Origin of the sequence: Saccharobesus litoralis, from assembly GCF_003063625.1 — a bacterium.
Classification (GTDB): Bacteria; Pseudomonadota; Gammaproteobacteria; order Enterobacterales; family Alteromonadaceae; genus Saccharobesus; species Saccharobesus litoralis.
This window is the reverse complement of the sequence record NZ_CP026604.1, coordinates 4,212,221-4,235,847: the sequence shown is the minus strand read 5'-3', so window position 1 is coordinate 4,235,847 and position 23,627 is coordinate 4,212,221. Positions and strand designations below refer to the sequence as shown.

At 40.1% G+C, this 23,627-nt stretch carries 20 protein-coding genes, 9 tRNA genes and 1 pseudogene; 21 read left to right on the top strand and 9 right to left on the bottom strand.

Translation table 11 applies throughout. From position 1 onward, the window contains the following. Nucleotides 1-1,142: 1,142 nt before the first annotated feature. A tRNA-Val gene (locus C2869_RS15590) sits at nt 1,143-1,219 on the bottom strand. A 157-nt stretch (nt 1,220-1,376) separates the two neighbouring features. After that, complete coding sequence (locus C2869_RS15585) at nt 1,377-2,069, bottom strand: YIP1 family protein (RefSeq protein ID WP_159084195.1); 693 nt, start codon at nt 2,067-2,069, stop codon at nt 1,377-1,379. A gap of 81 nt (nt 2,070-2,150) precedes the next feature. On the opposite strand from C2869_RS15585, the gene C2869_RS15580 reads away from it, so the two are divergent. Together C2869_RS15580 and C2869_RS15575 are read left to right on the top strand one after the other, a co-directional pair. Continuing rightward, complete coding sequence (locus C2869_RS15580; RefSeq protein WP_108603830.1) at nt 2,151-2,957, top strand: ABC transporter ATP-binding protein; 807 nt, start codon at nt 2,151-2,153, stop codon at nt 2,955-2,957. A 2-nt stretch (nt 2,958-2,959) separates the two neighbouring features. Beyond that, nucleotides 2,960-4,171 carry an ABC transporter permease gene (locus tag C2869_RS15575; RefSeq protein ID WP_108603829.1) on the top strand — a complete coding sequence of 404 codons (1,212 nt, stop codon included), beginning with the start codon at nt 2,960-2,962 and terminating at the stop codon, nt 4,169-4,171. Nucleotides 4,172-4,342: 171 nt separating this feature from the next. Here C2869_RS15575 and cysS read toward each other — a convergent pair whose 3' ends face one another. Continuing rightward, the gene (gene cysS / locus C2869_RS15570) at nt 4,343-5,725 is read right to left on the bottom strand and encodes a cysteine--tRNA ligase (protein ID WP_108603828.1); all 1,383 of its coding nucleotides are present in this window, start codon (nt 5,723-5,725) and stop codon (nt 4,343-4,345) included. 119 nt (nt 5,726-5,844) lie between these two features. Here cysS and C2869_RS15565 point away from each other — a divergent pair, with 119 nt between their 5' ends. Then, complete coding sequence (locus tag C2869_RS15565; protein ID WP_108605086.1) at nt 5,845-6,339, top strand: peptidylprolyl isomerase; 495 nt, start codon at nt 5,845-5,847, stop codon at nt 6,337-6,339. Between the two features lie 88 nt (nt 6,340-6,427). Then, entirely contained in the window at nt 6,428-7,156 is a 729-nt protein-coding gene (locus C2869_RS15560) for a UDP-2,3-diacylglucosamine diphosphatase (RefSeq protein ID WP_108603827.1), read from the top strand. Nucleotides 7,157-7,468: 312 nt separating this feature from the next. Here the strand turns inward: C2869_RS15560 and C2869_RS15555 are convergent. The 3 genes from C2869_RS15555 to C2869_RS15545 all read right to left on the bottom strand — a co-directional run bounded on the left by C2869_RS15555 (nt 7,469) and on the right by C2869_RS15545 (nt 7,757). Continuing rightward, nucleotides 7,469-7,544 (bottom strand) — tRNA-Val (locus C2869_RS15555). A gap of 31 nt (nt 7,545-7,575) precedes the next feature. After that, a tRNA-Val gene (locus tag C2869_RS15550) sits at nt 7,576-7,651 on the bottom strand. 30 nt (nt 7,652-7,681) lie between these two features. Continuing rightward, nucleotides 7,682-7,757, bottom strand: a tRNA-Val gene (locus C2869_RS15545). Between the two features lie 256 nt (nt 7,758-8,013). Between C2869_RS15545 and ylqF the strand changes: the two genes are divergently transcribed. Further along, nucleotides 8,014-8,937, top strand: a complete 924-nt coding sequence (ylqF, locus tag C2869_RS15540) for a ribosome biogenesis GTPase YlqF (RefSeq protein WP_108603826.1) — start codon at nt 8,014-8,016, stop codon at nt 8,935-8,937. Nucleotides 8,938-9,282: 345 nt separating this feature from the next. Here ylqF and C2869_RS15535 read toward each other — a convergent pair whose 3' ends face one another. Beyond that, complete coding sequence (locus C2869_RS15535; RefSeq protein ID WP_108603825.1) at nt 9,283-10,809, bottom strand: MFS transporter; 1,527 nt, start codon at nt 10,807-10,809, stop codon at nt 9,283-9,285. Nucleotides 10,810-11,033: 224 nt separating this feature from the next. Between C2869_RS15535 and gltX the strand changes: the two genes are divergently transcribed. The 8 genes from gltX (at nt 11,034) to ppnP (ending at nt 14,450) form a co-directional block, all read left to right on the top strand. After that, nucleotides 11,034-12,443, top strand: a complete 1,410-nt coding sequence (gene gltX, locus C2869_RS15530) for a glutamate--tRNA ligase (protein WP_108603824.1) — start codon at nt 11,034-11,036, stop codon at nt 12,441-12,443. 101 nt (nt 12,444-12,544) lie between these two features. Next, nucleotides 12,545-12,620, top strand: a tRNA-Ala gene (locus tag C2869_RS15525). Nucleotides 12,621-12,675: 55 nt separating this feature from the next. Continuing rightward, nucleotides 12,676-12,751 (top strand) — tRNA-Glu (locus tag C2869_RS15520). A gap of 62 nt (nt 12,752-12,813) precedes the next feature. Next, nucleotides 12,814-12,889: transfer RNA gene (locus C2869_RS15515), tRNA-Glu, on the top strand. 55 nt (nt 12,890-12,944) lie between these two features. Further along, nucleotides 12,945-13,020 (top strand) — tRNA-Glu (locus C2869_RS15510). A gap of 55 nt (nt 13,021-13,075) precedes the next feature. Continuing rightward, nucleotides 13,076-13,151, top strand: a tRNA-Glu gene (locus C2869_RS15505). Nucleotides 13,152-13,260: 109 nt separating this feature from the next. Then, nucleotides 13,261-13,707, top strand: coding sequence for a globin family protein (locus C2869_RS15500; RefSeq protein ID WP_108603823.1), 447 nt, complete (start codon nt 13,261-13,263; stop codon nt 13,705-13,707). Nucleotides 13,708-14,135: 428 nt separating this feature from the next. Then, entirely contained in the window at nt 14,136-14,450 is a 315-nt protein-coding gene (ppnP, locus tag C2869_RS15495; protein ID WP_108603822.1) for a pyrimidine/purine nucleoside phosphorylase, read from the top strand. An 86-nt stretch (nt 14,451-14,536) separates the two neighbouring features. On the opposite strand, the gene C2869_RS15490 is transcribed toward ppnP, so the two are convergent. Beyond that, nucleotides 14,537-14,983 carry an Hsp20 family protein gene (locus tag C2869_RS15490; protein ID WP_108603821.1) on the bottom strand — a complete coding sequence of 149 codons (447 nt, stop codon included), beginning with the start codon at nt 14,981-14,983 and terminating at the stop codon, nt 14,537-14,539. 313 nt (nt 14,984-15,296) lie between these two features. Then, nucleotides 15,297-16,097, bottom strand: coding sequence for a hypothetical protein (locus tag C2869_RS15485; RefSeq protein ID WP_108603820.1), 801 nt, complete (start codon nt 16,095-16,097; stop codon nt 15,297-15,299). 55 nt (nt 16,098-16,152) lie between these two features. Here C2869_RS15485 and C2869_RS15480 point away from each other — a divergent pair, with 55 nt between their 5' ends. The 8 genes and pseudogenes from C2869_RS15480 (at nt 16,153) to yfbV (ending at nt 23,493) form a co-directional block, all read left to right on the top strand. Then, entirely contained in the window at nt 16,153-17,337 is a 1,185-nt protein-coding gene (locus tag C2869_RS15480) for a BaiN/RdsA family NAD(P)/FAD-dependent oxidoreductase (protein WP_199915580.1), read from the top strand. Between the two features lie 696 nt (nt 17,338-18,033). Next, nucleotides 18,034-18,126 (top strand): annotated as a pseudogene (locus C2869_RS23155) (SEC-C metal-binding domain-containing protein); the annotation flags it as partial. A 233-nt stretch (nt 18,127-18,359) separates the two neighbouring features. Beyond that, on the top strand, nt 18,360-19,346 hold the full coding sequence (locus C2869_RS22690) for a DUF1186 domain-containing protein (protein ID WP_199915578.1): 987 nt from the start codon (nt 18,360-18,362) through the stop codon (nt 19,344-19,346). A gap of 507 nt (nt 19,347-19,853) precedes the next feature. Next, nucleotides 19,854-20,243, top strand: a complete 390-nt coding sequence (locus tag C2869_RS15465; protein WP_108603819.1) for an MAPEG family protein — start codon at nt 19,854-19,856, stop codon at nt 20,241-20,243. A 156-nt stretch (nt 20,244-20,399) separates the two neighbouring features. Continuing rightward, the gene (locus C2869_RS15460) at nt 20,400-21,272 is read left to right on the top strand and encodes a chemotaxis protein (RefSeq protein WP_108605084.1); all 873 of its coding nucleotides are present in this window, start codon (nt 20,400-20,402) and stop codon (nt 21,270-21,272) included. A gap of 19 nt (nt 21,273-21,291) precedes the next feature. Beyond that, nucleotides 21,292-21,816 (top strand): FKBP-type peptidyl-prolyl cis-trans isomerase, encoded by a 525-nt coding sequence (locus C2869_RS15455; RefSeq protein WP_199915577.1) that lies wholly within the window; start codon nt 21,292-21,294, stop codon nt 21,814-21,816. A gap of 240 nt (nt 21,817-22,056) precedes the next feature. Further along, the gene (locus C2869_RS15450) at nt 22,057-22,662 is read left to right on the top strand and encodes a peroxiredoxin (RefSeq protein WP_108603818.1); all 606 of its coding nucleotides are present in this window, start codon (nt 22,057-22,059) and stop codon (nt 22,660-22,662) included. A gap of 384 nt (nt 22,663-23,046) precedes the next feature. Then, complete coding sequence (gene yfbV / locus C2869_RS15440; protein WP_108603816.1) at nt 23,047-23,493, top strand: terminus macrodomain insulation protein YfbV; 447 nt, start codon at nt 23,047-23,049, stop codon at nt 23,491-23,493. Nucleotides 23,494-23,627: the final 134 nt, after the last annotated feature.

Sequence of the window (23,627 nt, the reverse complement as noted above, 5' to 3'; positions counted from 1 at the left end):
TCTGCAAGCTTAAAAGCTCGCCTACAAGGGAATTGGTTTACAGGTTCTACAAGCATAAATGCTCATCTACAAAGATTTGGTTTGCAGGTTCATCAAGGATTGATACTCGTCAATGGTTTAAATTTTGTTGTAAAAATTTAAACGAATTATCTCTTTCATACTTTATACGCAACGACCACCATTATAGTTTTAAGAAATAACTAAAATATCCATAGAAAATGTTGAGTGTTGGTCAGTAATGTATGAGAATGGTGCACCTTTACGGGGATTGTGGTCTTTTCTCACTACTTTGGTGAGAATGTTAACAGACAATGGCGTCTGAGCTTGTGATTACATTTTTAGTTCCCGCATCATACATACTCACTTTTTAACGGATTTGATCGGCAACGCTGATCGCTCCGTATACAGAATCAGTATCGTCCCTGATACAACTTTAACGCAATGTCGTGTTTCCCAAGTGAATTAGGGTGGTATTGAGGTGTGCGTTGAAACTTTTTGGGAGGAGTTTTTTATAAGTAGTTGAAGTAAGGCTGACACTACTTACACCGTACACCATGAGGTTAACTACTTGTTGACCTGACTGATGAGCGGCCTCGACTCTGGGGGGAGAAAAGGCTGCTTATCTTTCAACATATTTATCTTCTTTGTTATTTCGTTTCTATTTTGTAGGCTGGTTAATCCCCTATAAGTGAAAAATTAAGTATCTATTCAGCGTAATTTGTTTTACGCGCCTTAATATTGCTAATTACCTCGTCTTTGCCGTGCCTACAGGATGTAGGTACTTGGGTTTCGTCTGGAACAAGAAACCTGCGAATGCGGTAATCTAGTGACTTTGTTTAGTAAACGTGAGCTCCGTTTACTTTAATAAAGGCGCTGGATACCTGAATACTCAGGTATGACGGTAATTTTTTATACCAGCGGAAGAAATTCAATTCTATTTATAAACACGCTGAGTAGTTACAAAATTAATAAGATTTATTAGGTGAAAAATGCTTGCAGGCTCAACAAGCATAAATGCTCGTCTACATTGGTAACTTAAAGATGGCTAGTAAATCACTGCGTGAGATAAGTAATAGTTACAAGTCAACAAAAGATAAGAGTTGGGTATTAAAAAACGAAGGATTATTTACTAGAAGTAAAATTGGTACGACCGAGTGGACTCGAACCACCGACCCCCACCATGTCAAGGTGGTGCTCTAACCAACTGAGCTACGGTCGTACACAAGAGATAGGACTATCTCTGAAGACGGAGCGCATATTAACGATATGATGTTTTCGTTGCAAGCAGTAAATTTAAATTATTTCACTGCTTGCTGAAAAATCAGCCAATTCGTTTAAATAGCAAGCATGGCAGGGGTATTTTAGCCATTAATTGCTTAGCTCATTAAATAGCTAATGGCTATTTCGACGACTAGCGGCACTAAGCTAATGGTTAAGCAAGTGCTTGTCGCTAATTTAGTTTTAGTAGCGACTAAATAAAATAATAAAATATAGGACCAAATGGAAAATACATCGAACCCTTCGGCAAATACATAAAACATATGGCCTTGTTCCAGCTCCAGTAGTTTATTTAACGATGTAATAAACAAGTCTTGATACATTACTTTATCACTGCCCATACCATATAAAACTAAAAGAGCTAACAGCAGTTGTGGCACTAGAGGCAACATTGTCCACCAAGAACGAGATAACCAATCGGTAAAGCCGTCTACGTTTTCTTCATCGAGTTTGGTTAATACATTGAGTATGGTGGCTAGCAATAAACCGTGAAACAGCAAAAATAGGGTACTGGTGAGCATAATACTGTTTTTAACCGCTTCGCCATTTGGCAAGGCCACTTTTAATTGCTCGACTTCCGCTGGGCTGACATTACTCGCATAAAGATTGAGTTGCTGTTGGTGAAGCCAGTCAAGGTCAATATAATTAAAATAACCAAACCAAAATAAGTTAATGGTAAGTAAGATTAACAATAGGGGCTGCCAACCTTTGGCACTATTGTTATCCAATTGCTGAAACGCAAACTTTGGGCGTGTGGCTATATATTTAAACGTAGAAAAGAAGTTATTCATCAGTTGCATCTAATTTTTGTATTGTAGTTTTTAGTTACGTTTGCGAGTATGGCGCAATAATAACGGAATACTAAAACGTCAATGATAGAAGTCAACAATGTCAGTAAGCACTTTCCGCTGAAAGATGCCAAGCTTGTTAACCAAGTTGCTAAGTCTGATCCCCGTGTTAAAGGTCGTCATTTTCATGCCCTTAATAATGTCAGTTTTCATTGTAAACAAGGTGAAGTGTTAGGTTTACTCGGCGCCAATGGTGCGGGTAAAACCAGCATGTTGCGAACCTTGTCGACGGCTTTACAGCCCAATAGTGGACAAGTGTTGTATGACGGCTTAGATGCTCATAAGAACAAGCTTGCTATACGCAAACAAATCGGTTTCCTTTCTGGTTCAACAGGGCTTTATGAGCGATTAACAGGACGTGAAAATTTGGCTTACTTTGCTCAATTGTTTGGTGTTGAAAAACAGCAGTTTAATGGGCGCTTAGAACAGCTAATTGAGCAACTGGATCTTGCCAAGTTTATTGACCGGCGTTTTGTTGATTACTCAACCGGCATGAAACAAAAAATTGCGATTGCTCGCGCGGTGATCCACGAACCTAAACTTGTGATACTGGATGAGCCGACAACCGGCTTGGATATTGCGGCCAGTGAAGTCGTGCTAAGTTTTATTGAAAAGTTAAAGCAGCAGGGCGTGCCGGTTATATTCTCGACTCATCATTTAGCGGAGGTTGAGCGTTTGTGTGACAGAATATGTGTTATCCATCAAGGACAAACTTGTTTTGAAGGTACTATTCAAGAGTTAACGCAGTACACGCAGCAAACGATATTGCAACAAGCCATATTATCAATAATGGCAGATGACAATCAGCCAATTGCTAGCGGGGAGGAGTAATTATGATCAAGGCGATATACTTTAAAGAGTTAAAAGAACTCATTCGTGATAAAAAAACCTTAGTTTTTATCATTGCGTTGCCTTTGTTTATCTTTCCTGCACTATTTGGCACCATTACTTTTTTTGCCGCTAAAACGGTGAAACAAGAGCAAACTCGTGTATTGAGTTACTACATTGCTAATGCCGAGCAAGCTCCAGCTTTTGTTAAGTTATTTAATGACGAAAGTGGTTTTAAAGCTTATCAACCCGAGCAAGGCATGACATCTAAGGCGGATTGGGAAACCTTGGTTCGTTCTGGCAAGGTCGATTTTGTTCTGGAAGTCGGTAATGTTTTTGCAAAACGTTTATCTGAACATCAACAGAGTGAGTGGCATTTGCATTTTAATAATGCTGAATTGACCAGCTCAGTTTGGCGACGTGTTAATAGGGTGATCAAACAATACAATCAACAGCTAACCAGTGAAAAATTAAATGCACTCGGTTTGGCTCAGGAGCAGCATCAAGGGTTGATCCAGCCAATTCACTTGGTCAAGGTTGATATTGCAAAAGCCAAAGAAAGTTTAGGCACAAAATTAGGGGGGATGATCTCTTATATTTTACTGCCGCTTTGTTTAATGGGGGCTATGTATCCTGCGATAGATTTAGGTGCGGGTGAAAAAGAAAAAGGCACATTAGAGTCGCTGTTGATTGCTCCGGTAACCAGCTTGGAGTTAGTGCTAGGTAAAATGCTAACTATTATGACCACGTCTTTTTTATCTGGCGTAATGGCTTTGGTTAGTCTTGGATTATGGGGTTTTATTTTTGCGCAGGCCATGGCGGTAGAAGCCGTGTCGAAAGTGGTTGGAACGTTAGGCTTGGTCGATTTAGGTTTAGCGCTAATTATGCTTATTCCGTTAATTTTGTTTTTTTCAGCTTTGGTTTTGAGTATATCCATTTATGCTCGTAGTTATAAAGAGGCGCAAAATTACATGGCGCCCTTGTCATTTTTGGTCTTTGCGCCTTTGATTATTGCTATGTTGCCAGGGATTAATTTGGATTGGCAATGGGCGATGGTACCTATTACTAATATTGCGTTAGCAATAAAAGAAATTTTAAAAGGTGGCTTTGATTGGGCGCTAATTAGCTTTATTTGGCTAGGGCAGCTACTCGTTTCCGGCGTGTTAGTGGCATTTACCGCGATATGGTTTAGAAAAGAAGCTGTATTATTTAGGTAGCTCGTCGGCTTGTTTGTGGGTGTATTGCGAGTGTTTAGAAAACGATAGCCTTGCTAAATTAATCGCAAAGGTCAAGTAAAGAACAAGATTGAAACGTCGCCTGTGAGGTCGGCAGAAGCGAAACCGGTTTAACCGCAGTAGCGATAAACCGGTTAAAGCGTGAAAACTAGGTTATTTTTTGCGCCAGCTAGTTACACCACCTTTATCTTCTACTATTACGCCGAGTTCATTTAATTTGTCGCGCGCTTCGTCAGCTTTTGCCCAGTCTTTTGCGGCTCGGGCATCTTTACGTTGTTGGATCAACGATTCTATCAACGCGACTTCGTCGTCGTTTCCACCGCCTTGTAAGAATTGATTAGGATCTTGTTGTAATAAACCTAACAATCCGCCTAACCCTTTCAATATTGATGCTAATTCGGCTGTATTGTCGTTGTTTTCTTGTTTAGCTACGTTCAGGTCTTTGGCTAACTCGAATAACACAGCTAAAGCTTCTGGTGTATTAAAGTCATCATTCATAGCCGCTACAAACTTTTCTACATATGGGTTAGCGGTATCTAACTTAACATCGGCAATATCTATATCACGTAATGCTGTATAAATTCGCTCCATTGAGGCGCGAGCTTGATCTAAATTATCAGTCGAGTAGTTTAACTGGCTACGATATTGGCCCGTTGTTAAGAAAAAGCGTGTGGTTTCAGCATCATATTTATTGAGTACTTCGCGAATAGTAAAGAAGTTACCCAGTGATTTAGACATCTTTTCTGAGTCAACTTGTACCATGCCTGAGTGCATCCAGTAATTAACATAAGGCGTATCTAGTGAGCAGCAGCTTTGTGCAACTTCATTTTCGTGGTGTGGAAAAGCGAGATCAGAGCCACCACCATGAATATCAAAATGAGCGCCTAGCTCTTTAGCATTCATGGCAGAACATTCAATATGCCAACCGGGGCGGCCATCGCCCCAAGGTGATTGCCAGCTTGGTTCGCCAACTTTAGCCATTTTCCATAAAACAAAATCCAATGGGTTACGTTTGGTGTCGTCAACGTCGACACGCGCACCCGCTTGTAGTTGTTCTAAATCTTGGCCACTAAGTTTACCGTAATCAGCAAAACTCGATACATCAAACAATACATCACCACTGCCGGCAATATAGGCATGATTTTTCTCAATGAGGGTTGCCACCATGTCGATAATTTCTTGCATGTGTGTGGTAACACGAGGCTCAATGTCAGGGCGTAGCAAGTTCAACGAATCAAAGTCTTGGTGCATATCGCCGATAGTGCGTTCGGTTAGTGTTTCGCACGATTCATTATTTTCAATGGCACGCTTGATGATTTTATCGTCTACATCGGTAATATTGCGCACGTAAGTGACGTCGTAGCCACTAAAACGTAAAAAGCGAACCATATTATCAAATGCAATATACGTACGTGCATGACCAATATGACATAGGTCATATACGGTAACTCCACATACATATAGGCCTACTTTGCCTGCTTTAATGGGTTCAAATTTTTGCTTTTCGCGTGTTAGGGTATTGTAGATTTGCAACATGCAACCGGATCTCTTAATCATCACTGAAAAAATTGCCGCGAGTATACCTGTTTTATGGGTTTGAATATAGATGTCATAGGGTTAGAATAGCGCCTCTTTTAATGATTGGATGTTTTATTATGATCACCTTTTCTACCAATATGGGCGATATTCAAATCGAGTTAGATTTTGACAACGCACCGGTTACGGCAAACAACTTTTTACAATACTGTAAAGAAGGCTTTTACGAAGGCACTATTTTTCACCGCGTGATTAAAGGTTTTATGATCCAAGGTGGTGGTATGGAAGCAGGCATGGGTGAAAAAGAAACGCGTGATCCTATTAAGAACGAAGCTAATAACGGTCTTAAAAACGAGATTGGCACGTTAGCCATGGCGCGTACTATGGATCCACACTCAGCCAGTGCTCAGTTTTTTATTAATGTTGCTGACAATGCATTCCTTAACTTCCGCTCTGAAACACAAGACGGTTGGGGTTATGCGGTATTTGGAAAAGTGACTGCAGGCATGGATATAGTGCAAAAAATTGAAGGCGTAAAAACGGGTAGTTTTGGATTTCACCAAGATGTTCCGGTTGAAGAAATTATCATTGAAAAAGTGACTGTTGCTGAATAGATCATTTTTGGAGTCGGACGTTCGCGTCCGGCTTATCCTGTTGTCAGTAGTCATTATTGATAAGAACCTCAAATACCGTTAAGTATACATGCCAACCTATTTCATCTCTGATCTACATCTTGAACAAGATCGTCCCGATATTACCGAATTATTTTTACAGTTTCTAAAAACCATTAAGCCGGCAGACGAGCTTTATATTCTAGGCGACTTTTTTTGCTTTTGGTTAGGCGATGACGATCCTTCATCATGGCTTGTGCCGATTAAGAAAGGTTTACAAAGATTGACTGGGCAGGGCACCAAAACTTACTTTATGGTAGGTAATCGTGATTTTGCAGTGGGTAAAGCTTTTTGCCATGAAACAGGGATCACCTTTCTTAAAGATCCAACTATAACCCACTTAAATGGCCAACGCACCTTGTTGTTACACGGTGATTCTTTGTGCACCGACGACGTCGGCTATCAAAGGTATCGGGCCTTTATTCGTAACCCCGTTGTGCTTTTTATATTACGTAATTTGCCGCTTGCAACTCGACTAAAAATAGCGCAAAAACTACGTCGTTCGAGTCAAGACAAACAAAGCCAAATGGCGTTGGATGAATTAGATGTTAATACAGCTGCGGTTGCACAGTGTATGGACGATTGGCAAGTCGATTTAATGATCCATGGTCACACACACAGACCAAAAATTCATAACCATGCTAGAAGTGAAGGGCGGGGCACCCGAATCGTATTAGGTGATTGGTATACGCAGGGCAGTATTTTAGAGTTAAACGATGACGGTTTTAACTTATACAGCTTGCCTTTGCCAAAGTTATAACAAAACTAAAGCTGATCGCTTTGACTATTCAACAAGATGAGTAAGCCGATATTGAAAGTTTTTGTGGGTGAGCATTTATGCTTGCAGAGCCTGCAAACCTTTCTGTCTAAAAGAGCAATACTACAAAGCAGGGGGGCGGAAGCCTAGTCTCGCTTTACAACAACCCGATCGATAGTTAGTTAGGTAAGAAACTCGCTGCTTGAAATGCTGAATTAATAGTTACTTATTTATAATTTGGTGCAACAAAGCTAATAGACAAAAAAGTCTGTTTATTGGAAATAAATATAATAAGAAAAGGTATAAATAGAAAAGTGGTGGGTGGTACTGGGCTCGAACCAGTGACCCTCGCCTTGTAAGGGCGATGCTCTCCCAACTGAGCTAACCACCCGCCAAAGTGGTAAATAATGGGATGCTTAAAGTGGTGGGTGGTACTGGGCTCGAACCAGTGACCCTCGCCTTGTAAGGGCGATGCTCTCCCAACTGAGCTAACCACCCACTATAAGCAGACAAAGTTCAGAGTAAAATTGGTGGGTGGTACTGGGCTCGAACCAGTGACCCTCGCCTTGTAAGGGCGATGCTCTCCCAACTGAGCTAACCACCCAACTTGAAGACTCTGCGTCTTTGTGGGGCGGTATTATAGGGATGAAGCTAAACCTGTCAACAACAAAAATTGAGTTTTTTACCGTTTTTTTACTGTTTGGCTAAAACACATACGAAACGCTCAAAAAAACGACTTTAATTGAGGTGTTTTTCTCCTTTATTCCCTATCAAGATGATAAATTAATTTTGAGTTTGGCAAATACTAGGTTAGCTAGGTATGATGCCGCGCAAATACAGATGAGTTTTTAGGATTAATAATGGCTGTTAATTGGTATCCGGGGCATATGCATAAAGCCCAAAAAGAAATCGCTGAAATTATGCCGACTATCGACGTAATTATAGAAGTGTTGGATGCGCGTATTCCTTATAGCAGTAATAATCCAATGATTGCCAAACTGCGCGGTGATAAACCCTTCATTAAGGTTTTAAATAAAAAAGACCTAGCGGATCCTGCGGTAACTCAATTGTGGTTAGATTACTTTAATGGCCAGCCCGAGACTAAAGCGATTGCAATTAGCGCTAAAAACACGGCTGAAACCAAGCAAATATTAAATTTATGTCAGCAGCTTGCACCGCATCGAGTACAAGCCGGTAAGCAACTTAGAGCGCTTATATGTGGCATACCTAATGTCGGTAAATCAACCACAATCAATGTCTTGGCGGATCGTATCATTGCTAAAACTGGTAATGAGCCCGCCGTGACTAAAGCCCAACAACGCATTCGTTTAGAAAACGACATAGTGTTATCCGATACTCCTGGCATGTTATGGCCTAAAGTAGAGAATGAAAATTCAGGATATCGTTTAGCCGCAACAGGGGCGGTTAAAGATACCGCAATGGAATCTGACGACGTTGGCACCTATATCGTCGAATATTTAATGGAAGCTTATCCAGAAAAGCTCAAAGCGCGTTACGGCTTAGATGAGTTTGGCTATACCGGTTATGACACACTTGAGCTTATTGGCCGAAAGCGTGGCTGTTTACGAGCAGGCGGTAGGGTAGAGATGAACCAAGCTGGTGATATAGTAATAAATGAGCTGCGAGAGTCGACAATTGGCTATATTTCAATGGAAACGCCTAGCATGATGGAACAAGAAGAAGCTGCATTAGAAATAGAGCGAGAAAAAAAGGCGGCCAAGAAAGCGGAACGTAAAAAGAACTTTAAAAAACGAAATCGTTAACCTCGTCATCCTAGTGCCTGCATTCATGCAGGCACAGTCTAAAGTCAAAGCTGATAGTTAAAGCAATCGTATCTACTCAGCGTAATTTGTTTTACGCGCCTTAGTATTGCTAAGTACCTCGTCTTTGCCGTGCCTACAGGACGTAGGTACTTAGGTTTCGTCTGGAACAAGAAACCTGCGAATGCGGTAATCTAGTGACTTTGTTTAGTAAACGTGAGCTCCGTTTACTTTAATAAAGGCGCTGGATACCTGAATACTCAGGTATGACGGTAATTTTTTATACCAGCGGGATAAATTCAATTCTATTTATAAACACGCTGAATAGTTACAAGCAATCAATCTATACTAATGATTATCACCGACAGATAAACCAGCCGGATCTGGCTGACCGTGTGGGTTTTCTTTGATGACTAGCCAAGCAATAGCCGAAATAGCAAGGGACACGGCACAAACCATAAAAATCATGCTTTTATCTTCTACTCGATTCAAGAACAAGCTGATTCCTAAGCTGACAACTAATTGCGGTAGCACCACAGATAAATTGAATAGTCCCATATATAAGCCCATTTTACCTTGCTCTACGCGTTCAGACATGATTGCAAACGGCAAACTGATAATTGAGGCCCAACCTATCCCAGCGACTGCCATTAATAAATACATCATGGTTGGCGTTGTCCCCATAAAGCCGATAATGCCATAAGCGACAGCCATTATAATCAGTGCATAGCTATGAGTTTTAATCCGACCTATTTTGTTAGCCAATGGTCCTAAAACAAAAGCAGGTAATAAAGCCCCAACAAAATTTAGCACTGCAAAGCTATAAGAAATAATTTGCCCCAATACCATATCCGTTTCAGTTTTAATTGCCTCGGCATTACCTGAATTAGCAATGGATTCAGGGATCAACTCCATCAGTGGCATTTTTTCTTGTAAAAATGCGTAAGTAAAAACAAACATGGTTTGCACGCCAATCCAACTAAAAGAATGTGCAGCTAGGATCTTTTTAAAGCCAATGTGGTCAGCTTCTTCTTTAGGTTTTCCTTCTTCGCGAGTGGCTAATGTTTCAAACACAAAAAATAGGGTGATCACAAAAGCGATAAGCTCGCCAATGTTTGATTCAACGGTGACGCCAGATAAATGCAAATAGGAGGCGTAAATTGAATAGCCTAAAAAGCCCCACAAGGGTTTGATGTCTTTCATCAGTTGCATAAAATCAAACTTACGTGATTCAGGCTCATCGGTTTCATCTTTTAATTCAAGTTCGCGAGGCTCTTCAATAAAAAAGGGTGGGATTAATGAAAAAGCCAGCACAATAAAAACGCCAACATAGATGAGCGTAATATTGCCCACCTGTGCGCCAATTAAATAAGCTAACATACCAAAAGTGCCAGATACCGTTTGCATCCAGGTGTAGCCAAGAGTGCGCGGTTTTCCTTCTTCGGTTACATCAGCAATGATGGAACGTGTCGGGTTAAAACTGATATTAACGGATAAATCTAATGACAAGGCCACGAGAATGGCTATTCCCATAACGCCTTCCAACCCTAGTGAGTCCGAAATAACGCCAATATTGGGTAGGGCAAGCAGTGACATTGCCGCAAAGAAACCCCCAATGAGTATGAAGGGGCGTCTGCGCCCATTCCAAAACCACACTTTATCGCTAATAAAGCCGATGATAACTTGGCCTAAAATACCGGCCACCGGACCTGCTGCCCATACAATACCAATTTGATGAATATCTAAGTTATGTTGGGTGCTCAAAAGCCAACTTAGCGCGGCAATTTGAATAGATAGTGCAAATCCCATTGCAGTCGAAGGCAAACTCAACATCATGTAAAACGGTTTGGTTAGCTTGCGTTGCATATCGAGCATAGTTAAAACCTTAAAATCTTATTGTCTGATTACAGTATCGATTCCCTTGCCGAAATCGCAACATGCATACGTATGTAACAAACTTGTTTAAAAAATGGTTGGAAAAATTACATGAATATGCGATTCGCAAATCAAGGCGGTATTGGTACAATAACCGCCACATTTCGGGCGATGTTCAATATCGACCCCGCTATTAGCTATTAAAATTTTTATTAAGGTAAAAAATGACGATTAAAACCCGTTTCGCACCTAGCCCAACTGGTTTCCTTCACGTAGGTGGTGCACGTACTGCGTTGTATTCTTGGTTGTATGCGCAAGCAAACCAAGGCGAGTTTGTTTTACGTATTGAAGATACTGATCTTGAACGTTCAACTCAGGAAGCTATTGATGCCATATTAGAAGGCATGAAATGGTTAGGTTTAGAGTGGAATGAAGGCCCTTATTATCAAACTCAACGTTTTGATCGTTATAAGCAACTTATCGCGCAATTAATAGCCGAAGGTAAAGCTTATCGTTGTTATTGTACGCCACAAGAATTAGACGCCATGCGTGAAAAGCAAATGGCTGCGGGTGAAAAGCCACGTTATACCGGTGTGTGGCGTGATCGCACGGATTACCCAGAAGACAAACCTTTTGTTATTCGTTTTCGCAATCCGCAAGAAGGTAGCGTTAAGTTTGCCGATCATGTTCGTGGCGAAATTGAAGTGGCTAACAGTGAATTAGATGATTTAATTATTCAACGTTCAGATGGTAGCCCAACATATAACTTTTGTGTTGTTGTTGATGACTGGGATATGGGCATTACACATGTTGTACGTGGTGAAGACCATATTAACAACACACCGCGCCAAATTAATATTTTACAAGCATTAAACGCTCCAGTACCAGAATACGCGCATGTTTCTATGATTTTAGGAGATGACGGCGCTAAGTTGTCTAAGCGTCATGGTGCGGTTAGTGTTATGCAATATCGTGACGAAGGGTATTTGCCTCAAGCGTTACTTAATTATTTAGTACGTCTTGGTTGGTCGCATGGCGATCAAGAAATCTTCTCTATGGAAGAAATGCAAAACCTATTCAGCTTAGATGCCATTAACAAGGCTGCGTCGGCATTTAATACCGAAAAGCTAGTTTGGTTAAACCAACACTATATTAAAACTACGCCTGCAACTGAAGTGGCTGAGCATTTAGCTTGGCATTTAGATGATCAAAAATTGGATACCAGTAATGGTCCTGCAATTGAAGATGTGATTAGCGCTCAGGCTGAACGGGTAAAAACATTAAAAGAGCTAGTCGAGATCTCTCGCTATTACTATGAAGACTTTTCAAGCTTTGATGAAAAAGCCGCTAAAAAGCATTTACGTCCAGTTGCCCAGCAGCCACTTGAAGTCGTAAAAGCGAAATTAGAAGCATTAGACGATTGGACGCCAGAGGCGATCCACGCCGCGATTAATGCGACAGCAGAAGAATTGGAAGTCGGTATGGGTAAAGTCGGTATGCCATTGCGTGTTGCGGTAACGGGAGCAGGGAATTCACCATCGCTTGATATTACGCTTAACCTGATTGGTAAGGCTCGCTCTGTACAAAGAATAGACCAAGCTTTAGCATTTATTGCGCAAAGAGCAAATTCTTAAAAAAACTTACAAAAAACCTATTGACTTGTAAGGGCGAGGTGCATATTATGCGCCCCGCGTTGAAGGGGAGGGTAACCAAACTTTCATAGTAGAAGAAATTTGGGGCTATAGCTCAGCTGGGAGAGCGCTTCGCTGGCAGCGAAGAGGTCAACGGTTCGATCCCGTTTAGCTCCACCAAATTTCTTTAAGCATTAGTATCTAGGCCATTTTTACTAATGTTGTTTTACCGGACGTCCCATTCGTCTAGAGGCCTAGGACACCGCCCTTTCACGGCGGTAACAGGGGTTCGAATCCCCTATGGGACGCCACACTCTTTTATACACAATAGCCTCCTGTGTATTTAGGTTTTAATTTTCGCATTTTATACAGCGTCCCATTCGTCTAGAGGCCTAGGACACCGCCCTTTCACGGCGGTAACAGGGGTTCGAATCCCCTATGGGACGCCACTTCTTCGGTTAGTTTTAAACTATTGAAAAAGTGATGTTTAATTTGCAATTGGATGTCCCATTCGTCTAGAGGCCTAGGACACCGCCCTTTCACGGCGGTAACAGGGGTTCGAATCCCCTATGGGACGCCAACACTCTTATTTATGCATTAGCCTCCTTGCATATAAGTTTTAATTTTTTTGCGACGTCCCATTCGTCTAGAGGCCTAGGACACCGCCCTTTCACGGCGGTAACAGGGGTTCGAATCCCCTATGGGACGCCACATCTCTTCATTACAATCCTTTTTATTTATTTTTTCCTTTAATACATTTCTCGATAATTCAATCGTTTAGGTCTAAATTAACTCTATTGCGATAAAAGAGTTGATACCCATGACACCACAACAAATTAATCTTGTTCAACAAAGTTGGGAACAAGTTGTTCCTATAGCAAAAGATGCTGCAAATTTGTTTTATAACAAACTGTTTGAGTTAGATCCTAGTTTACGTTCACTATTTAGTGAGGATATTGAAGAACAAGGCAAAAAGCTCATGACAGTGCTGACAACGGTTGTGCGTGGTCTTAAGCAGTTAGATAAACTTACTGAAACAGTTTGGTTACTAGGTCGCAGACATAATGTGTATGGTGTTAGCCAGCAACACTATACAACCGTTGCTGCAGCCTTGTTGTGGACGTTAGAGCAGGGGTTAGGTACCGCCTTTACAACGCAGGTTAAAGACGCGTGGGTCGCTGCTTACACTGTTTTAGCACAAGTCATGCAAGCAGGCGCATCATACGAATATGCCAGCTTTGATGATTGGCAAGCTCAACAAACCTAGCCTTTTAGGAAAACATTCATGTTTGCAAAGCCAGCAAACCCAACCCTTGTGAGCGAACATTTATGTTTGCAAAGCCTGCAAACCCAACCTTGTGAGTGAGCATTTATGTTTGCAAAAGCCTGCAAGCCTAACCCTTGTGGGCGAACATTTATGTTTGCCAGCCTGCAAACCCAACCCTTGTGGGCGAATATTTATGTTTGCAAGCCAGCAAACCCAACCCTTGTGAGCGAACATTTATGTTTGCAAAGCCGGTTATTGTAGATTGAAATTTATTTCAACATTGTATAACTCTTTTGCAGCATGAGTTTAATGTTCATCAGTCTACTAATATTTCTTAACTAAAATAGCTTAAGCAACAAAAAATACTTGGGTTTATCTCAAATGGCGTCTAGTATTGCCGCCAAATTTTAGAAACTAAGAGAAACATCATGAGTGAATTTAATAACGTAACTGTCGTTAAAGCTGCTAACGTATATTTTGATGGTAAAGTCACTAGCCGTACCGTTAAGTTTGAATCAGGCGAAGCAAAAACATTAGGTATTATGATGCCTGGTGACTATGAATTCGGTACTGAGAAAAAAGAACTAATGGAAATTTTACAAGGCGAAGTAGACGTGCAAGTGAAAGGCGCTGAAGGTTTTACACGTTATGAAGGTGGTCAATCTTTTGAAGTGCCAGCAAACTCTTCATTTAAAATTAACGCGTTAGGCGTAGTTGACTATTGTTGTTCTTATATTGACTAAACCTACTTTTTTGGTGAGTCAATTAAACACAAATAATAAAAAGGCGCTTAATTAGCGCCTTTTTTATGTTTATAGGTTAATGACCTTTACTCTTTTACATCGAGCGTGCGATTTTTTGCGTTTATCGCTATCGTTTTTGGCTTTAATGCCTCGGGTATTTCGCGCTCTAAATCAATATGCAATAGACCGTTTTCAAGATCGGCACCTATTACTTTAACGTGGTCGCCAAGTTGGAACTTACGTTCAAAATTACGCTCTGAAATACCTTTATATAAATATTGTTTGTCTTCTTGTTGTTCAGGTTTTTTGCCAGCAACAATTAGATGATTGTTTTCAACTCGGATCTCTAGTTGCTCTTCAGTGAAACCTGCAACAGCCATGGAAACTTTGTAATGGTTTTCATCGATCAACTCAATGTTGTATGGAGGATAGCCCGCTGATTTATCTTGACGCGAAGCGTTATCAAGCATTGAAGCTAAGTGATCGAAACCAATGAATGAACGGTATAGTGGAGTGAAGTCTAAGTTACGCATAATAATATCCTCGTAAGCAATATATGTATTAGTCTTATCTTTCGAGCTTGTTTGCCTTATCGCTTACACGATCAACTGCACATTTCATTTGAGCCAGTTAATCTGCGCTTTAAGCTCGATTGTTTCGACTAGCGTTTTGCCGTATTCGGCCAAAACTAATTTTAAGTAATGTGGTTTCCTTTCGGACAACCGGTTAAATTTAAACCCAACGTATATTGTGTTGAGGTTTAAGTTGAAAACCTGCCGTTGCAGCGCCTTCATAACTGTATATAAGGCAGTATTTTTGAGCTTCAACCCTAACAAGAGAATTTTTTTAATTTTTTTTTAATAACCACCTATCAACTTTGTACAAATCATCCTTATTGTTGAGGTTTGTGTTGTGGGTAGCCTGTTCATGTTCTATTTTAGTAAATTGTTTAATGCCATTTAATAAACGTCCAGCTAAAGAATAAAAGCAATCAGTTTGCTGACTAGACAGAGTTTGTTTAACAGCGCCTATGTATAGTTTAAATTCCCCATACTTTAAGTCAGTTAAAATAAATTCAGGTTGGCTACTGAGAAGTGCCTCAATGTCGATTTCACTTTGCGGTGTATCTTCTTTAAATAGCTTACGTAATGCTTGCATGACAGATAGGGCAGACTCATTCATTTGTTTAATTTGCCAGCAATGCTGATTTAAATTTATAGACTGTTGGGCTTGTTTTTCGGTGTTTTGCGCATGATCCACCCCAATACTGAGTCCATCATTAGGTTGAATTTTATTATACAAAACAGCTTGGCTTAATGTGATTTGTGCGACTTGAGGCTGTTCAGATTCAATTAACGCATACCAAGGTTTTCCAAAATTGGTTGGTGGTGGGAAAGGTAGTGCTGGCTGTCCCGTTAATAAGCGCTTAAATAAATTGGATTGTTGTAACTGATTAATACCAAAACAAACAGATGATGGTGAACCATCACTGTTATGAGTTGTTGACGGGTTATTTTCCAACACCTTGTCTAATGCTAATAAGGCTTGGTTAAATCGTTGTCGTTGCTCGGCTGTTAGCCGTAACAACAATGTGTTTTTGTCAATATTCGAAAGATGTATGTGTTTCAATACAGGTGTCTCTGCCACTTTTCATCTATTCCCTATATAATGCGCGTTCTTTTAGTAAAGTTGCAGATCGAAATTGAATCAAGTTGATGTTGTCGTCATTGGTGCCGGAGCAGCCGGACTGATGTGTGCGATAGAGTCCGCTAAGCGCGGACGTAAAACCCTGTTGTTAGAACATGGCAAACGGCCAGGGCGTAAAATTTTAATCGCAGGGGGCGGTCGTTGTAATTTTACTAATATGGATGTTGAAGCATCTAACTACTTGTGTGGTAATAAACACTTTGTTAAATCTGCGCTCGCTCAATATACGCAGTGGGATTTTATTGGCTTAGTTTGTGATCATAACATTGCTTATTTCGAGAAAACCTTAGGCCAGTTATTTTGTGAGGACAGTGCGCACGACATTTTGAATATGCTACTGGCAGAGCTAAAAAACAGTGGAGCCGAGCTTATAACTCAAGCCACGGTAACTGATATTTCTCAGCAAGATAATGCTTACCATATTTTGTCATCGCAAGGTGACTTCGTTTGCCAGTCATTGGTGATTGCTACTGGGGGCTTATCAATGCCTAAACTGGGCGCAACACCATTTGGATTTAAAATTGCCGAGCAGTTTGGCCATACCGTATTGCCCACTCGCGCAGGTTTAGTGCCGTTTACCTATAAAGAAGCGCAAAAGCAGCAATACGAAGCCATTAGTGGTGTTTCCATGCCATGTATTGCAACCAGTGATGATGGCACCAGTTTTAAAGAAGATATGCTATTTACCCATCGTGGTGTCAGTGGTCCAGCTACACTGCAAATATCCAGCTACTGGCAAGAAAACCAAGCCGTTAGCTACAATTTTGATGTGGATAATAGTCTTATTGAAAACGTCGAAAAAGCGCGGCAAGAACAGCCCAAGCTAAAATTGGTTAATTTACTCACGCGTATATACCCTAAGCGCTTTATCGAGATAGAAGCCAAACGACTTAACTTTTTTGACAAGGCTATTGGCCAATTAACCAAAACAGAAAGCCAGCAATTAGCTCAACATTTTCAATCTTGGCAATTTACCCCTAACGGCACTGAAGGCTATAGAACAGCCGAGGTAACTATGGGCGGGGTCGATACTAACCATGTTTCGTCTAAAACCATGGAGTCGAAATTGTCCCCTGGACTATTTTTTGTGGGCGAAGTGTTGGATGTAACAGGCTGGCTTGGCGGCTACAATTTTCAATGGGCTTGGAGCAGCGGCTTTGTTGCTGGGCAGAATTGCTAAGGAATTTTTATGAAAGATATACGTACCTATTTTGATCCCAATTCAGTAGAAATTATGGAAGATTTCTTTCAATCAGATAATTGCACCAGTGGCTTTAATTTCGACATGTATATTGGTGCATTAACCTCAAATTTGTGTTGCTCGTCGCATTGTGACGAATTTGAATACGGCGAGATTATTGTCGGGAATAAAGGCCAAGCTTATCAAGAATTAACTGACTATGATAATCCCACGCCTTTTCGATTAGCTAATGTCAGCATTAGCAATGACTTAGGTGACCTTTTATATGACAAGCAAATAAATTTTGTAAAAAGCTATCCGCATGCTGAAAACTCAGAATCACCAAGCCAAAATTTTACTGATTGGTGTATTGGTTTTACCAAGATGCAGCAACTGACAGAATCTCATTGGTATGATGATTTTGACCTATTGGCCGAAATCCCCGACTTTGACAAAGCTGATGACATGATTGGAGAGTGTCAGTCTTTATTTATGCTAGCTGACTTGTTAGCCGATTTTGAAAAAGCGTTAAGTGAGCATGAAGATCCACAAAAGCTAAAATTAGGGTTATATCAAGCATATGGTGCCGTCGCGGAGGGTGTCTATACGTTGCACACCTTGGGTATGATGCTGGAAGAGCTTAAGCTTGAATTGGCTGAATTCAATCCAGCGCCTTTTGCTCCGGCAGTTGAGGTTGAAACTTTTGTTCGTGAACACGACAAAGTCGGGCGAAACGACCCTTGTCCATGTGGTAGTGGCAAAAAGTATAAAAAATGTTGTGGCAAATAATACTTAATTACAGCGTCAGTTTTTTGTGTAATTAAGACGCCTTATTTACTTTATGCTTAGCGGTTTACCCTTGCCATAACTACGAATGCAGGTACTCAGAGGCTTTGTTTAAATGTGCGAGAAAATAGTAAAAATGAAACTGCGTTCAATTTAGGGTGGAATGCGACTGAGTTTTTAGTTTAATTATGGCGAATTTAAAAAACTAATATAGACAAAATTATTGAGAATAATAAATGAACCTAGAGCAAATTATAGAAGAGCTATCGCTGGATATATATGCCGGCATTCCAGAAAAAGCACTAGCAGCGGCTAAGCAAAACTGGTCTGATTTTTACCCTGAGCTTGAAAAGTTAATGGTTCAGTTTGCTGAAGATAGTCAGTCTTTGGATTACGATCAACACGCTTTATTATTTTGGGGGACTTGGTTGTTAATTGAGCAAAAGCATACTTCGGCGTTACCGCTTTGTTTGAAAATGTTTGCCCAAAATGATGACTTTGGATCAGTTGTCGATGAGGTTTATAGCGACACAGTAACAGAGCTTTTTTCTAGTTTATTTTACACTTTAGCTGATGGTGATCAGCTGATTTTATCAGACTTTATTGTGGCCAATAATCCCGCACTGTACAGTAAATCTGCTGCTATAGCGGCAGTGTTTGTCCAATACGAGAGTAAGCAAATAAGCCAAGATCAATTACTTGAACAGATAAATCGGTGGATTGACGTTTTACTAGCGGTTGAAAGCGAACAAAATTCTTATTTACTGACTATGATAGCGCTTCATAGTGAGCGTTATCAGCTTGAGTCTATTCATCCAAGGTTGATTGAATTGGTGGATAAAGATGTATTTGATTTGGAAATCGTTGCAAGCGAAGACATCAAAAATTGGAATAAAAAAGAGTTGAAAACATTGATCGAAGATGGCTCTGTTGTTAGCAACTTCGATATTTTAGATATTTTCCAGCACTACAATGATGGTGTTGAATTTGATGATTTTGATATCGGTGAAGATGGCAAACTGAGATTCAAAGATGAATCAGATGACGAGTTTGACGATGTGTTTTCGGACAAGGGCTTGTTGGCGGATCTGCTATACAATGAACAAGACATTATTGCTAATAGCGTACCGGTCACAAACCCGAATAAGAATTTAGGTCGCAACGATCCTTGCCCGTGTGGCAGTGGCAAAAAATATAAAAAATGTTGTTTAAATAAAGCTTAATTTAGATAACAAGTATTGTTGGCGTGATAATAGCTATAGTCAAAGCAACTGAGTTTTAGGGGCTTGTTGCAAGTTCCAGACGAAACCTAGGTATTTAAACCCTTGTCATCCACGAGGAAGACAAGAGAAGTAGTACAATTTCAATTTAGTTATGCTCAGTTGACACCCCACTTTTAGGCTGAGACTCGCTTAAATCGCCTACTTTTGGTGCCTGCAAGACAGAAGGTATTTAGGATTTGTCAGTAATAAAATCCTGTGCCTCGACAATGGCTGTAGGTATTCGGTAATATCTAGCCTAGAAACCAAGCCTGTAGCAGCTATACAGCTTTTGTCGAATTAAATTTCGACAAAAGCTTCAACTGTAGCAATAACCAAAGCTCGTAAAACTCCCCCGCTGAATCATTACAAAACATTAATTTATTGATCGTATTAGGATTTATCTTGGTCAAAAATAGACTACGCTTGGGTATATACTCTTAAAAACCATTTTATGTTAGGGAATGATAAATGCTGACTGCCACATACGCTGCTTTACTTACACTTTTATATATTCGTTTATGTTTTATTGTGATTGGTCATCGCAAGCGCTTATTGGTCGCGATTGGTGATGGTGGCGATAAACAATTGGCTAGGGCAATACGTGTGCAAGGTAATTTTGCCGAGTATGTGCCAATTGCGCTTATTTTGCTGTTTTTAGCAGAGTACAACCAGTTACCAACATGGTTATTACATGGTGCTGGAGGCTGTTTGCTTATTGGCCGATTATTGCATGCGGTCGGTGTTGCGCAAGTGAAAGAAAACTACAATTTACGTAGATCAGGAATGATTTTAACTTTTATATCATTGCTTGGTTTAAGTATTAGCTTTGTTATTAACAGTTTAATGAGTTTGATTTAAAGAATGATGTGACTGATTGGTTTCGCTTTTAATATAGAAAAGGTACTATGTGTTTATAAGTTAACCAAGTGTTAACGGTTAAAGGTGTTTGTAAAATATCAGTGAGACCGGAGTAGTACCTTGAGCGCTAATAATAAAGCCAATTATGCACAAGGGATGTTGTTATTTAATATTAACATGGATCAAGTTTTTGCAATAGGGACATTAAAAATACTTGAGTTAGTTCCGTACACAGCGTTGACGAGTGTGCCTCAGTCACATCCGAGTGTATTAGGAGCTGCATCGATAAGAGGTAACACCATTCCTGTTATTGATATGGCCCGAGCCATAGGCTGCCGCGCTATCCCAAAATCAAAACATTCTGACTGCTATATCATTGTGACTGATTGCCAACGTATGAAAATCGGCTTTTTAGTTTACGATATTCAACGGATTATTGAGTGTAATTGGCGCGATATTAAATCTCCCCCTGAGAACTTAGGCTCTAAATCATTTGTGACTGGAGTCGCTGAGGTAGATAAAAAGCTGGTGCAATTGTTAGATGTAGAGCTACTTTTGTCTATGATTTACCCAGAGGATAAAGCTGTATCTCGTGCTATTTTAACTGACGTACAGCGAGAGATGGTTAAACCCTGCAATATTTTACTGGTTGATGATTCTTTTGTTGCGCGTAAGCAATTGTCGGATGCGCTCGATGGGTTAAATATTCCTTATTATTTAACCTCAAATGGTCAAGAGGCGTTAGACATAATGCAACGCGGTTACGCTGAAGGTCAGCCGATCCATATCTTGGTGAGTGATATTGAAATGCCAGGGCTCGATGGTTACGAATTGACATTTGAAGTGAAAAACCGCCCAGAGCTAGCTAACGCTTATATTATTTTACATACCTCAATTTCAAGTGAAATTAGCGTTGGTCAAGCTAAGCAAGTTGGCGCAGATGAGGCGTTAACTAAATTTGATGTGCATGAGTTAACAGAAGCCATTTTACGTGGAGCTGCGTATAATGCGCGCCTAGTCGAAGCTTAACGTTTTATAGGATTTTTTAATGACTCGAAATCGGTTATTAGTAAGCCATTTGTTTATGGTTGTAATGTGTAGTTTTAATATTGCCTTGGCCGAACAGTTTCAATTTGAAATTCAACAGCCAAATGCCAATTTATACAGTAACGGGGCTAACCATCCTTCGGAAAATTATCGTAAAGGCCAAGCTTTTTTAATGGCTAACGCTAAGAAGCAAGGTGTGGTAACTACACGTTCGGGTTTACAATATAAAATTTTGCGCAAGGGAAAAGGGCAGTACCCTAAAAGCTATAATCAGGTAAAAGTGTTTTATCAAGGTAAGACATTAGATAATAAAGTCTTTGATAGCAATATTAACCAAAAACCGATTACCTTTGGTTTAAACCAAGTTATTAAAGGCTGGACCGAGGGATTAACAAAAGTCAGTGAAGGCGGGCGTATTGAGTTATATATTCCGTCAGATTTAGCTTATGGTGCTAAAGGCGCGCCACCGGCTATTGGTCAGCATGAAACGTTAATTTTTGTTATAGACTTAATTAAAGTTTATTAATTACCTTTTATATTCTTGTCATTTTCCAATTTGCTTAAACCCTAATAAAAATAAGGGTTTAAGCGATATTTTGTACTATATGCTCTCGTTATTTAATCTATACAAAAATAGTTGAGTTGCGCACTTGGTTTTTCATAAACTGCCTATATACTTGCTGTCAGTTAACGAATTTATCGCTAATTACCAAAGTCGCGATACGTTCGCCTATCTTGAATAATTACAACTTAAATGGAGAGTCCCATGTCTGTATTAGTAGGCCGCCAGGCACCAGATTTCACTGCAGCTGCTGTATTAGGAAGTGGCGAAATCGTTGATAACTTCACTTTATCTGAAGTTACTAAAGGTAAAAAAGCTGTTCTTTTCTTCTATCCTTTAGATTTCACTTTCGTATGTCCTTCAGAATTAATCGCTTTCGACAAGCGTTTTGAAGAATTCCAAAAGCGTGGCGTAGAAGTTATCGGTGTTTCTATCGATTCTCAATTCACTCACGCAGCATGGCGTAACACTGCTGTTAACGAAGGCGGTATCGGTGCGGTTAAATACCCATTAGTTGCTGACGTTAAACATGAAATTTGTCAAGCGTACGATGTTGAGCACCCAGAAGCAGGCGTTGCTTTCCGTGGTTCTTTCTTAATTGATGAAGACGGTTTAGTACGTCACCAAGTTGTTAACGACTTACCTTTAGGTCGTAACATTGACGAAATGCTTCGCATGATCGACGCGCTTGCATTTACTCAAGAGCACGGTGAAGTTTGTCCTGCTGGTTGGCAAGACGGTGACAAAGGTATGAAGCCAAGCGCTGAAGGCGTTGCTTCTTACTTATCTGAAAATGCAGAAAGCCTATAATACCCAGTTAGCTTTCTAACATTTTTGATAAAGCCTCGCCTATAGCGGGGCTTTTTGCTTTTAGGGGATAAGCGATTATTTATTGAAGAATATCTATCATTTTTAGTCATAATTTGAAATTTGCGCAATATGTCTGTTTTATTGACTTATTTCGTCGTATTTTTTCATTCTGTCCCTTTTGTTTTCGTGGTTTATGGCCGACAATAAAATTGTAGTGCAAAGCTATTAAACTAATTTTGTTCTCCCTGATATAAGTGACACCGTCATACCACAAAATGGTTAGTTCCATTGTTTTGCTATTCGTATATCGAGGTTAAGACAAACTAGTGTTTGAATCTTGTCTCAAAGCCAGATAGAGTCACTGTCAGATTTTTGGAGTTTGTAATGAAAAAATCATTGATAGATACTATTCAAAATGGACGCGAATACATTAATGAATGGCCTGTAAAGCGTGAGCTTTATAGTTTATTTCCTGAATGTCGCGTGATTAAAGCGACCCAATTTGCGTTATTAGTCTTGCCTGTGGTTGCATTATTGAGTTTTGTTTTGCAATACAGTTATTTGGGTAGTGAATATATCCCACAAGCACTGGCGACATCTTTATTAATTATTAGCATGCCAATTCAAGGTTATATTTGGTTGGGTAACCGTGCTAATCAAACCTTACCGCTTAACTTACTCAATTGGTTTAAAGAGCTAGAAACCAAGTTAGCGATTGAAGGTGTAGAAGTTAGATACAATCAAGCTAAGCCTCGTTATTTTGAGCTGGCTAGATTATTGAATCAAGCCTACAAAAAACTTGATAGCGCCTTTAGTCGCGATTTTTTATAAAACTTCTTCATTTTTGGTGCTTGTTGTTTCCACCTTGTTTATAGTCTTCTCGCTCAGGCTTTATGGTTCATTGTCAGCGCTTACTCGCCCCAATCACATAATAGAGCATATGCTCATGGGGTCTCGAAGCTTGA

Excerpts from the sequence above, each read along its gene's own strand:
- C2869_RS15585 (WP_159084195.1), bottom strand. The coding sequence starts at position 2,069 with ATGAATAACTTCTTTTCTACGTTTAAATATATAGCCACACGCCCAAAG.
- C2869_RS15580 (WP_108603830.1), top strand. The coding sequence starts at position 2,151 with ATGATAGAAGTCAACAATGTCAGTAAGCACTTTCCGCTGAAAGATGCC.
- C2869_RS15575 (WP_108603829.1), top strand. The coding sequence starts at position 2,960 with ATGATCAAGGCGATATACTTTAAAGAGTTAAAAGAACTCATTCGTGAT.
- cysS (WP_108603828.1), bottom strand. The coding sequence starts at position 5,725 with ATGTTGCAAATCTACAATACCCTAACACGCGAAAAGCAAAAATTTGAA.
- C2869_RS15565 (WP_108605086.1), top strand. The coding sequence starts at position 5,845 with ATGATCACCTTTTCTACCAATATGGGCGATATTCAAATCGAGTTAGAT.
- C2869_RS15560 (WP_108603827.1), top strand. The coding sequence starts at position 6,428 with ATGCCAACCTATTTCATCTCTGATCTACATCTTGAACAAGATCGTCCC.
- ylqF (WP_108603826.1), top strand. The coding sequence starts at position 8,014 with ATGGCTGTTAATTGGTATCCGGGGCATATGCATAAAGCCCAAAAAGAA.
- C2869_RS15535 (WP_108603825.1), bottom strand. The coding sequence starts at position 10,809 with ATGCTCGATATGCAACGCAAGCTAACCAAACCGTTTTACATGATGTTG.
- gltX (WP_108603824.1), top strand. The coding sequence starts at position 11,034 with ATGACGATTAAAACCCGTTTCGCACCTAGCCCAACTGGTTTCCTTCAC.
- C2869_RS15500 (WP_108603823.1), top strand. The coding sequence starts at position 13,261 with ATGACACCACAACAAATTAATCTTGTTCAACAAAGTTGGGAACAAGTT.
- ppnP (WP_108603822.1), top strand. The coding sequence starts at position 14,136 with ATGAGTGAATTTAATAACGTAACTGTCGTTAAAGCTGCTAACGTATAT.
- C2869_RS15490 (WP_108603821.1), bottom strand. The coding sequence starts at position 14,983 with ATGCGTAACTTAGACTTCACTCCACTATACCGTTCATTCATTGGTTTC.
- C2869_RS22690 (WP_199915578.1), top strand. The coding sequence starts at position 18,360 with ATGAACCTAGAGCAAATTATAGAAGAGCTATCGCTGGATATATATGCC.
- C2869_RS15465 (WP_108603819.1), top strand. The coding sequence starts at position 19,854 with ATGCTGACTGCCACATACGCTGCTTTACTTACACTTTTATATATTCGT.
- C2869_RS15460 (WP_108605084.1), top strand. The coding sequence starts at position 20,400 with ATGTTGTTATTTAATATTAACATGGATCAAGTTTTTGCAATAGGGACA.
- C2869_RS15455 (WP_199915577.1), top strand. The coding sequence starts at position 21,292 with ATGACTCGAAATCGGTTATTAGTAAGCCATTTGTTTATGGTTGTAATG.
- C2869_RS15450 (WP_108603818.1), top strand. The coding sequence starts at position 22,057 with ATGTCTGTATTAGTAGGCCGCCAGGCACCAGATTTCACTGCAGCTGCT.
- yfbV (WP_108603816.1), top strand. The coding sequence starts at position 23,047 with ATGAAAAAATCATTGATAGATACTATTCAAAATGGACGCGAATACATT.